General features: G+C 68.4%; 8 protein-coding genes and 1 pseudogene. 4 read left to right on the plus strand and 5 right to left on the minus strand.

The genetic code is table 11. The features are described from left to right. Positions 1-57: 57 nt before the first annotated feature. The 5 genes from mmsB to BN1134_RS02925 all read right to left on the minus strand — a co-directional run bounded on the left by mmsB (position 58) and on the right by BN1134_RS02925 (position 5,641). A complete protein-coding gene (gene mmsB / locus BN1134_RS02905) occupies positions 58-957 on the minus strand; it encodes a 3-hydroxyisobutyrate dehydrogenase (protein ID WP_042045153.1) in 900 nt (299 codons plus the stop codon). 61 nt (positions 958-1,018) lie between these two features. Beyond that, complete coding sequence (locus BN1134_RS02910; RefSeq protein WP_042045154.1) at positions 1,019-2,134, minus strand: enoyl-CoA hydratase/isomerase family protein; 1,116 nt, start codon at positions 2,132-2,134, stop codon at positions 1,019-1,021. Continuing rightward, on the minus strand, positions 2,127-2,921 hold the full coding sequence (locus tag BN1134_RS02915) for an enoyl-CoA hydratase (RefSeq protein ID WP_042045162.1): 795 nt from the start codon (positions 2,919-2,921) through the stop codon (positions 2,127-2,129). The genes BN1134_RS02910 and BN1134_RS02915 overlap by 8 nt, the downstream gene beginning before the upstream one ends. 29 nt (positions 2,922-2,950) lie before the next feature. Then, on the minus strand, positions 2,951-4,108 hold the full coding sequence (locus tag BN1134_RS02920) for an acyl-CoA dehydrogenase family protein (RefSeq protein ID WP_042045155.1): 1,158 nt from the start codon (positions 4,106-4,108) through the stop codon (positions 2,951-2,953). Positions 4,109-4,126: 18 nt separating this feature from the next. Then, positions 4,127-5,641: a CoA-acylating methylmalonate-semialdehyde dehydrogenase gene (locus BN1134_RS02925; protein WP_042045156.1), complete on the minus strand. Its 1,515-nt coding sequence runs from the start codon at positions 5,639-5,641 to the stop codon at positions 4,127-4,129. A gap of 187 nt (positions 5,642-5,828) precedes the next feature. Between BN1134_RS02925 and BN1134_RS02930 the strand changes: the two genes are divergently transcribed. The 4 genes and pseudogenes from BN1134_RS02930 to BN1134_RS02945 all read left to right on the plus strand — a co-directional run. After that, positions 5,829-6,965, plus strand: coding sequence for an isovaleryl-CoA dehydrogenase (locus BN1134_RS02930; RefSeq protein ID WP_042045157.1), 1,137 nt, complete (start codon positions 5,829-5,831; stop codon positions 6,963-6,965). Continuing rightward, positions 6,965-8,569 carry a carboxyl transferase domain-containing protein gene (locus BN1134_RS02935; RefSeq protein WP_042045158.1) on the plus strand — a complete coding sequence of 535 codons (1,605 nt, stop codon included), beginning with the start codon at positions 6,965-6,967 and terminating at the stop codon, positions 8,567-8,569. The genes BN1134_RS02930 and BN1134_RS02935 overlap by 1 nt, the downstream gene beginning before the upstream one ends. A gap of 9 nt (positions 8,570-8,578) precedes the next feature. After that, positions 8,579-9,364, plus strand: a pseudogene (locus BN1134_RS02940) (enoyl-CoA hydratase-related protein); the annotation flags it as partial. Positions 9,365-9,411: 47 nt separating this feature from the next. Further along, a partial coding sequence (locus BN1134_RS02945) for an acetyl-CoA carboxylase biotin carboxylase subunit (RefSeq protein WP_042045161.1) occupies positions 9,412-10,742 on the plus strand: 1,331 nt, incomplete at its 3' end.

The following is a 10,742-nucleotide window of genomic DNA, read 5'->3' on the forward strand; positions in this document are numbered from 1 at the left end:
CCGCCCGCCCCAGCCCCCGGCCCGCCCCGGTCACGGCGATCACTTTGTGCGCAATGTTCATCCCTTGCCTCCTGCTCTCTGGCCGCCATACAACTGCTGGATGCTGGAAAAATCGAGCGCCTCAAAGCCCCCCTGGGCGTGCAGCAGAAACAGGTTGCGAGCCAGGGCGCCGAGCGGCACCGGGCTCTTGGCGTGCTCGGCCAGCGCCATGGCCAGCCCCAGATCCTTGACCATGAGGCGGGTCATGATGCCCCCTTGATAACCACGCGAGGCCGGGGCGTTCTCCATCACCCCAGGCCAGGGGTTGTAGCGCTCAAGACTCCAGTTATTGCCCGAGCTCTTGCCCATGATGGCCGAGAGCACCGCCGGATCGAGCCCCTCGCGCACCCCGAGGGCGAGCGCCTCGGCGGTGCCCGCCATGTGGATGGCAAGCAGCATGTTGTTGCACATCTTGGCGATCTGCCCCGCCCCGAGCAGCCCGGCATGAAACAGGCTCTGCCCCATGGGGGCGAGCACGGCCCTCGCGGCCTCCACGTCGGCAGCCTCCCCGCCCATGATGAAGGTCAGCGTCCCGGCGCGGGCCCCCGCCGTACCGCCCGAGACCGGCGCATCGACAAAGCGCAGCCCGCGTTCGCGCGCCGCCTCCCCCACGGCGCGGGCCGAGGCGACGTCGATGGTGGAGCAGTCGATCACCAGCGCCCCGGCCGGCATGGCCGAGAGCCGCTCTTGCTCAAGCCAGAGGCCACGAACATGCTCACCGGCCGGCAGCATGGAGATGGCTGCCGCGCAGCCATCGAGCGCCGAGGCGGCATCCACAGCCCCATGGCAGCCGGCGGCGACCGCCTCATCGATGTGAGCCCTCACCAGATCAAACACCCGCACCTCATGGCCGGCCCTGGCCAGGTTGGCCGCCATCGGCCCGCCCATGTTGCCCAGTCCGATGAACCCTATCTTCATGGCGTTCTCCTTAATGTCCACACACCTGTGCCCGCAGAGCCGGGCCGCAGCCGGTCGTGCTTTACGCCCTGCCGAGCTCGCTCCAAAGCGGGTGGCGGCCAGATGGCCACTGCCACATCCGCTCGAGCCACTCGGCGGGGATCTCAGCCTCGCTGGCAAAGCGCCAGCGCGGGCGCTTGTCCTTGTCGATAAGCAGGGCGCGCACCCCTTCGATGAAATCACCGTGCAGGGCGCAGTTGACCGCCAAGGTCAGCTCATCGGCGAAGATCTCGGCGAGCGAATGCTGCCGCGCCTCGGTGTATTGCTGCCACACCAGTGCCCGGCTGAGGGGGCTGCCGGCGCGGCACTGGGCCTGGGCGGCGGCCAGCTCAGGCTCATCGGCGAGATCGGCGTCCAGCAGCTGCGCCAGCACCACAGGGAAGGCCCGCCCCGCCAGCAGGGCATCGATACGCCCCTGATGGGGCAGCAGCCGGGGAGCCGGCGCCTCCATGCCCATACCAAGGGCGTGGATCTGCTCGTGGATCGCCTGATCGAGCGCCTCCCCGCTCAGCTGCCAGTCGATCTCCAACAGCCGCGCTTTCAGATCGCCGCGCCGCTCCGCCGGGATCAGCGCATCGGCCAGCCCCAGCGCCAGCGCGTCGCTGCCGTTGAAGCGGGCGCCGGTGAGGCCAAGCCAGAGGCCGAGGCGCCCCGGCATGCGCGGCAAAAACCAGCTGCCGGCCACATCGGGAAAGAGGCCGATACTCACCTCCGGCATCGCCAGCAGGCTCTGCTCGGTCAGGATGCGAAAACGGGCGCCGGCCAGCAGGCCGATGCCGCCCCCCATGACGATGCCGTGCCCGAGGCAGAGCACCGGCTTGGGGTAGGTGTGAATGGCGTGATCGAGCCGGTACTCGCGCTCGAAAAAATCGCTGGCATAGGCAAACAAGCCGGCCTCATCGCGCCGATGATAAAAAGAGCGGATATCCCCCCCGGCGCAGAAAGCCTTCTCCCCCGCCCCCTCGAGCCAGACGGCCCGTACCGCATCGTCGCTCGCCCAGCGCGCCAGATGGCTGTGCAACGCGGTGATCATCGGCAGGCTCAGGGCGTTGAGCGAGCTGGGGGCATCCAGGGTGAGCACCCCAACCTTAACCCCACCGGCTGCCTCCAGCAGGCTGGCACCAACCCCGTCAGTCATTCTCCTCTCCTTCTCGGTAACGCCAGCGCGCCGGGCGCTTTGCCAGGAAAGCCTGCACCCCCTCGCGCTGGTTGGGATCGCTAAACAGCGCGGTGAACTGCTCGCGCTCGAGGGGCAGCACCTGCGCCTGAGGGCGGTGACGCCCCTCGTTAATCAGCCGCTTGCAGGCGCGCAGCGCCGCCGGGCTCTGCCGCTCGGCCTGCTCGGCCAGGAGCCGGGCGGCCTCCCTGCCATGACCGCGGGGGACCAGCTGCTCCACCAGCCCTATCTGGTGGGCCAAAGGCGCATCGACCCGCGCGCCACAGAGGATCATCCGCTTGGCCCACCCCGGCCCCACCAGCTCGGTCAGGCGCTGAGTGCCGCCGGCGCAGGGGAGCAGTCCGACCGAGGCTTCGGGCAGGGCCAGCACCGCCTGCGGCTCGGCGATGCGAATGTCGCAGGCGAGCGCCAGCTCCAACCCGCCGCCCATGGCAAAGCCGTTGATGACGGCAATGCTCACCCCGGCAAAATCGGCCAGGGCATCGAAGGCGCGGCCAAACGCCTCGCCCACCCGCTGCGCCACCTCGGCGTCACCGCTGGCGAACTGATGCAGATCGGCCCCGGCACAGAAGAACTTCTCCCCGGCGCCGGTCAGCACCAAGGCCACTATCTCGGGGCGCTCATGCAGCTCGTCCATGATGCGGGCCAGGGTGGCGAGACCGGCCTCGCTCCAGGTGTTGGCGGGCGGATTGTCCAGGGTCAACCAGGCGGTGTGACCGTGATACGCCACATGAATGCGGGTTGTCATCGCATCGGCTCCTTGCTCTGCGTTCATGGTTATTCCAGCGACAGTCCCGGCTCGGCGAGCAGGCGCCGGGCGATGATGAGGCGCATCACCTCGTTGGTGCCCTCCAAGATGCGGTGCACCCGGGTATCGCGCAGGTAACGCTCGAGCGGGTAATCGCGGGTATAGCCGTAGCCACCAAACAGCTGCAACGCCTCGTCGCAGATGCGGTAGCCCAGGTCGGTGGCCAAGCGCTTGGCCATGGCGCACCAGGCTCTCTTATCGGGGGCGCCGCCATCGAGCTTGGCGGCGGCCTGGCGCACCAGCAGGCGCGCGGCGGCCAGCTCGGTCGCCATGTCGGCCAAGCGAAACTGCACGCTCTGAAATTCGCTGATCGGGCGACCAAATTGCTCGCGCGTCTTTACATAGGCCAGCGCCTCGTCGAGAGCCTGCTGGGCGGTGCCAAGCGAGCAAGAGGCGATGTTGATGCGCCCCCCATCGAGCGCCTGCATGGCGAACTTAAACCCCTCCCCCTCCTGGCCTAAACGAAACGCCGCCGGCACCCGAACCCCCTCGAAGATCACCTCGCGGGTTGGCTGGCTGTGCCAGCCGAGCTTCTCCTCGGCCTTGCCGCAGCGCACGCCGGGCGTCTCGGCCGGCACCATGAAGGCGGAGATCCCCGCCGCCCCAGCGCCGCCGGTGCGAGCCATCACCACCAGCACCTGGGTGCTGCCGGCGCCGGAGATAAACACCTTGCTGCCGTCGATGAGGTACTCCTCCCCTGCGCGCACGGCGCGGGTGTTCAAGGCGGCGGCATCCGAGCCGGCCCCTGCCTCGGTGAGGCAATAGGAGCCGAGCAGCTCGCCGCTGGCCAGGCGTGGCACCCAGGCGGCAGCGGTCTCGGCGGGCAGCCAGGCTCCCAGCATCCAGCTCACCATGTTGTGGATGGTGAGATAAGCCGTGGTGGAGGTGCAGCCCATGGCCAGACGCTCGAAGATGAGGCTGGCGTCGAGGCGATCCAGCCCCAGCCCCTCGTAGCGGGGATCGGTGTAGAGGCCGCAAAAGCCGAGCCCGGCCGCCGCCTTGAGGGTGGTGATGGGAAACTCGTGCTCCCGATCCCAGCGGGCGGCATGGGGAGCGAGCGCCTCGCGGGCAAAGGCATCGGCGGCGGCGACAAACGCCTGCTGCTGGTCGGTCAGGGTGAAATCCATATCCACTCTCCTGGCGTCTTAACGCAATGAGATGGTGAGGTTGGGGCCGCTTGGCACGTCATCATCAAACCAGCGTTCGGTCACCGTCTTGGTCTCGGTGTAAAAGCGCACCGCCTGCTTGCCGTAGGCGTGCAGATCCCCATAGAAAGAGCCGCGCCAACCGGTGAAGGAGAAAAACGGCAGGGGCACCGGGATCGGCACGTTGATCCCCACCTGGCCCACCGCCACCTCGTGACGGAACTGGCGGGCGGCGGCGCCGCTGCCGGTGAAGATGGCGGTGCCGTTGCCGTAGGGGTTGGCGTTGATGAGGGCTATCGCCTCGCTCAGGGTCTCCACCTCCATGCAGGCGAGCACGGGACCGAAGATCTCCTCCTGATAAAGGCGCATGTGGGCCGTGACGCCACGAAACAGGGTCGGCCCCATCCAGTTGCCATCCGGGTAGCCATGCACGGTCACCTCGCGCCCGTCCACCAGACAATGCGCCCCCTCCCGGATCCCCTCTTCAATCAGGTGGGCCACTCGCTCCCGAGCGCCGTGGCTGATAAGCGGGCCATAGGCCGCCTCGTCGCTGTCCCACGGGCCGGGATGCACGGCACGAAACGCCTCGGCCAGCTCAGGCAGCCAGTCTCGGGCCGAGCCCACCAACACCGCCACGCTGATGGCCATGCAGCGCTGGCCGGCGGCGCCCACCCCGGCGCCGACCAGGTTGCTCAGCACCTGGGCCTTGTTGGCATCCGGCATGATCACCATATGGTTCTTGGCCCCGACGAAGCACTGGGCCCGCTTCAGGAGATCGGTGGCCCTGCGGTAGACCTGCGCCCCCACCCGGGCCGAGCCGACGAAGCTCACCGCCCTGATCAAGGGGTGGCTGATGATGGCCTCCACCTGGGGAGCCTGACCGTGCACCAGGCAGAGAATACCGTCAGGCGCCCCCGCCTCGCGAAACAGCTCGGCCAGACGCAGCGGCGTGAGCGGCACCTGCTCGGAGGGTTTGAGCACAAAACCGTTGCCGCAGGCTATCGCCAGCGGAAACATCCACAGGGGGATCATGGCGGGAAAATTGAACGGCGTGATGCCCGCGCATACCCCAAGTGGCTGCACCAAGGAGTACCCATCCACCCCGCGCGCCACGTTCTCCAGTGTCTCGCCCATCATCTGGCTGGCCACGCCGCAGGCCTGCTCCACCACCTCGATGCCGCGCCACACCTCCCCCCTGGCATCGGCCAGGATCTTGCCCGTCTCCTGGGCCAGCAGCTCGGCCAGCTCGTCATGGTGCGCCTTGAGCAGCTGCTGATAGCGCAGCATCACCCGCGCCCGCTCGGGGGCTGGCACCTCGCGCCAGGCGAGCTGGGCGGTGTGGGCCGCTTCAATGGCGCTCGCCACCTCGGCCTCGGTGGCACAGGGCACCATGGCGAGCAGGGATTGATCGGCGGGGCTGCGCACCGGCAGCCACTGCTCGCTGGCCGAGAGGTGTGCCTTGCCGTCGATGAAGAGGGGAAGATCGCCAAAGCGCGAGTGGATATTGCTGGGCATGGAAAGAGGCTCCTGAACGCGAATTTACTTTAGGCTAACAATTTAGTTACGTTTACGCTAACGTAAACTTGATGAAAGATTGGACAGACCAGTTTGGCCCACGCTTTCTTGGTACGCAGGGCATCCTGCCCTTTTGGAACGGTGGCAACCGGGCGCTCACCACGCCCCGTCTAAGGAGAGACCCCTCATGGTGGACGAAAGCCTCACCCCCCTTATCGAGCAGGTAGCGGCCTATTGCCAGAAGCGGATCGCCCCGCGCGCCGCCGAGATTGACGCCAGCAACCAGTTTCCCCGCGATCTCTGGCCCGAACTCGGCGAGCTGGGGCTGCACGGCATCACGGTGGCCGAGGTGTATGGCGGGGTTAATCTGGGCTATCTGGCCCACGTCATGGTGATGGAGCAGGTAAGCCGCGCCAGCGCCTCGGTGGGGCTCTCCTACGGTGCCCACTCCAACCTGTGCATCAACCAGATCCACCGTCACGGCACGGCGGAGCAGAAGGCCAAGTACCTGCCGGCGCTGGTGAGCGGCCAGCAGGTGGGGGCGCTGGCCATGAGCGAGCCGGGCGCCGGCTCTGACGTGGTGAGCATGCGCCTGCACGCCCTGCGTGACGGAGACGATTTCATCCTCAATGGCAACAAGATGTGGATCACCAACGGCCCCGACGCCGAGGTGTTTGTCGTCTACGCCAAGAGCGATCCGGCTGCCGGCGCCAAGGGGATCAGCGCCTTCATCGTCGAGAAGGGCACCCCCGGCTTTAGCACAGCCCAGAAGCTCGACAAGCTCGGCATGCGCGGCTCGAGCACCTGCGAGCTGGTGTTTGAGCACTGCAAGGTGCCCGCCGCCAACCTGCTCGGCCCCCTGGGCGGCGGCGTGCAGGTGCTGATGAGCGGCCTCGACTACGAGCGCCTCGTGCTCGCCGCCGGCCCCCTTGGCATCATGCAGGCCTGCATGGACGTAGTGCTCCCCTATGTGCGCGAGCGCAAGCAGTTCGGCCAGCCCATCGGCGAGTTCCAACTGGTGCAGGGCAAGCTGGCCGACATGTATACCCGCCTCATCAGCGCCCGCGCCCTGGTCTATGCGGTGGCTCGCGACTGCGACGCCGGGCGCCCCCGCCGCAAGGATTGCGCCGCCGCCACCCTCTACGCCGCCGAGAACGCCACCCAGATGGCCCTCGACGCCATCCAGCTGCTGGGGGGCAACGGCTATATCAACGACTACCCGACCGGACGGCTGCTGCGCGACGCCAAGCTCTATGAGATCGGCGCCGGCACCTCGGAGATCCGCCGCTGGCTGATCGGCCGCGAACTGATGGGGGATGGCTGATGGCCCGCCTGCCTTCGCACCTCGACACCCACAGCCCCGAGTTCGCCGCCAACGCTGCCGCCATGGCGAGGCTCGTGGCGGATCTGCACCGCACCCTGGCGCAGATCGCCGAAGGGGGTGGCAGTGCCAACAACGCCCGCCATACGGCGCGCGGCAAGCTGCTGGCGCGCGATCGCATCGATCACCTGCTCGATCCCGGCTCGCCGTTTCTCGAACTCTCCCCCCTGGCCGCCCTGGCGGTCTATGACGAGCCGGTGCCGGCCGCCGGCCTCATCACCGGCATCGGCCGCATCCAGGGGCGCCTGTGCATGCTGGTGGTCAACGACGCCACGGTCAAAGGGGGCACCTACTACCCGCTGACGGTGAAAAAACACCTGCGCGCCCAGGCCATCGCGGCGCGCCTGCGCCTGCCCTGCCTCTATCTGGTCGACTCGGGCGGCGCCTTCTTGCCGATGCAAGACGAGGTGTTCCCGGATCGGGATCACTTTGGCCGCATCTTCTACAACCAGGCGCGCATGTCGGCCGACGCCATCCCCCAGCTCGCCGTGGTGATGGGGCTGTGCACCGCTGGCGGCGCCTATGTGCCGGCCATGGCCGATGAGTCGATCATGGTGCGCGGGCAGGCCACCCTGTTTCTGGCCGGCCCGCCGCTGGTCAGCGCCGCCACCGGCGAGCGCATCAGCGCCGAGGCGCTCGGGGGTGCCGAGGTGCACTGCGCCCGCTCCGGGGTGGCCGACCACCTGGCCGAGGATGATCAGCACGCCCTGGCCATCGCCCGGCGCCTGGTGGCCAACCTGCCCGTCCGCCCCCACTGCGCCCCCCTGGCCGACTATGCCGAGCCCGCCTACCCCATCACGGATCTCTACGGCCTGGTCGGCACCAGTTTGAAAAAGCCGGTGGAGGCGCGCGAGATCATCGCCCGCCTGGTGGATGGCTCCGAGTTTGACGAGTTCAAGGCGCGCTATGGCACCACCCTGGTCACCGGCTTTGCCACCCTCTGCGGCATGCCGGTCGGCATCCTCGCCAACAACGGGGTGCTGCACAGCGACAGCGCCCTGAAGGGGGCCCACTTCATCCAGCTCTGTAACCGCCGCGCCATCCCCTTGCTGTTTTTGCAAAACATCACCGGCTTCATGGTCGGCAGCGCCGCCGAGCACGAAGGGATCGCCAAGCACGGCGCCAAGCTGGTCACCGCAGTGGCCTGCAGCCGGGTGCCCAAGATCACCCTGCTCACCGGTGGCAGCTTCGGCGCCGGCAACTACGGCATGGCCGGGCGTGCCTTCGAGCCCGACTTTCTCTTCAGCTGGCCCAACAGCCGCATCTCGGTGATGGGGGGCGAGCAAGCCGCCGGCGTGTTGGTGCAGGTGCGCCAAGACAAGCTGGCTGCCGAGGGAAAAACCCTCGCTGAGGCCGAGGCGCGCACCATCCGCGAGCCGGTGCTGGCCCAATACGAGCGCCAGGGCCACCCCTACTACGCCAGCGCCCGCCTGTGGGATGACGGGGTGATTGACCCCGCCGACAGCCGCACCGTGCTGGCCCTGGCCTTGGCGGCCTGCCAGGGCGCTAACCTGGAGGCGGAGCGCTATGGCATCTTTCGGATGTAAGGAGGCCCCATGACCCTGTTTCGTATCGAACGCCACGGCCCACTGGTCGAGCTGATCCTGACCCGGCCCGAGCGTCACAACGCCCTCAATGCCGCGCTCATCACTGGCCTTCAAGAGGCGCTGGACGATCTCGGCCATGCCCACGGCCAACCCATAGCGCAGCGCCCCCACGCCCTCATTCTGCGTGCCGAGGGGGCCCATTTTTGCGCCGGCGCCGATCTCAACTGGATGCGCAGCCTGGCCCACCGCGATTTCGAGCACAATCGTGAGGATGCCCGCCAGCTGGCGCGCCTGCTGCACACCCTGAGCCAGCTGCCCATGCCGACCCTGGCCCTGGTGCAGGGGGCCGCCTACGGCGGCGCGCTGGGGCTGATCGCCGCCTGCGACATGGCCATCGCCGCCGAAGGGGCGCGCTTTTGCCTCTCCGAGGTTCGCCTCGGGCTGGTGCCGGCCATGATCAGCCCCTATGTGGTGCGCGCCATCGGGCTGCGCCAGTGCCAGCGCTACATGCTAAGCGCCGAGCCCTTCGACGCCATCACCGCCTGCCGGCTGGGGCTGGTGCACGAGACGGCCCACGACACCGCGCTGCTGCAACGTGGCCGCCACCTCGCCGAGCGCCTGTGCCAGAACGGCCCCGAGGCGATGAAGGAGACCAAACGCCTGCTCGGCCACCTTGCCCTCGACCCGGATCGGTTCGAGCAGATCTGTGTCGACACCCTCGCCCGGGTGCGCGTCGCCCCCGAGGCCCAGGAGGGGATGCAGGCCTTCTTCGACAAACGCCCTCCCCGCTGGCGCCACGACGTCGATGGGCGCCAAGCCGCCCCCCAACCCGAGGAGGAGCAATGAGGCCCATCCGCCGCCTGCTCATCGCCAACCGCGGCGAGATCGCCCTGCGCATCATCCGCACCGCCCGCTCGCTCGGCATCCACACCATCGCCCTCTACTCCGACGCCGATGCCCGCGCCCTGCATGTGGAGGCCGCCGACGAAGCCTGGCCACTGGGGCCGGCGCCGGCCCGTGACAGCTACCTTAACGCCGGCAAGGTGCTCGCCATCGCCCGCGCGGCGCGGGCCGATGCCATCCACCCCGGTTATGGCTTTTTGTCGGAAAACAGCGCGTTTGCCGAGCAGGTGGAGGCCGCCGGCCTCTGCTTTGTCGGCCCCCCCGCCACCGCCATCCGCGCCATGGGGGACAAGGCCGGCGCCAAGGCCCTGATGGCGGCCGCCGGGGTGCCGCTGCTGCCCGGCTATCACGGGGAGGAGCAGACCGAGACGCGACTGCTGGCCGAGGCGCGCCACATCGGCATGCCGCTCCTTATCAAGGCGGCCGCCGGTGGCGGTGGCAAGGGGATGCGCCGGGTCGACGACGACGCCGAGTTTCTCGAGGCGCTGGCCGCAGTCAAGCGCGAGGCGCGCAGCGCCTTTGGCGACGACGCCGTGCTGCTCGAGCGCTATCTCGAGCGCGCCCGCCACGTGGAGGTGCAGCTGTTTTGTGACCACCACGGCCAGGGAGTCTATCTCGGGGATCGCGACTGCTCCTTGCAGCGGCGCCACCAGAAGGTGATCGAGGAGGCCCCCGCACCGGGTCTCTCCGACGCCTTGCGCCGCGCCATGGGCGAGGCCTCGGTCAAGGCGGCGCTCGCCATCGGCTATGTCGGCGCCGGCACCATGGAGTATCTGGTGTGCGGCGAGTCCTTCTTCTTCATGGAGATGAACACCCGCTTGCAGGTGGAGCACCCGGTCACCGAGTGCATCACAGGCCAGGATCTGGTGGCCTGGCAGTTACAAATTGCCCAGGGGGCGCCGCTGCCCCTCAGCCAGGCCGACGTCACCCTGCGCGGCCACGCGGTGGAGGCGCGCCTCTACGCCGAAGACGTGGCGGCCGGCTTTCTGCCGGCGAGCGGCGACATCGATACCCTCGTCTGGCCGCAAGGGGTGCGTATCGACAGCGGGGTGCGTGAAGGGGACACCATCACCCCCTATTACGATCCCATGCTGGCCAAATTGATCGCCCATGGCCCCGACCGCGCTCACGCCTTCACCGCCCTGGCCGCTGCCCTCGATGCCCTGACGCTGGCGCCGCTCATCCACAACGCCCCCCTGCTGGCGCGCCTGTGCCGTGAGCCGGACGTACTGGCGGTGCGCCACCACACCCAGTGGCCCCTGCCCAGCAC

It is taken from the genome of Aeromonas simiae (assembly GCF_000820125.1).
Lineage (GTDB): Bacteria > Pseudomonadota > Gammaproteobacteria > Enterobacterales > Aeromonadaceae > Aeromonas > Aeromonas simiae.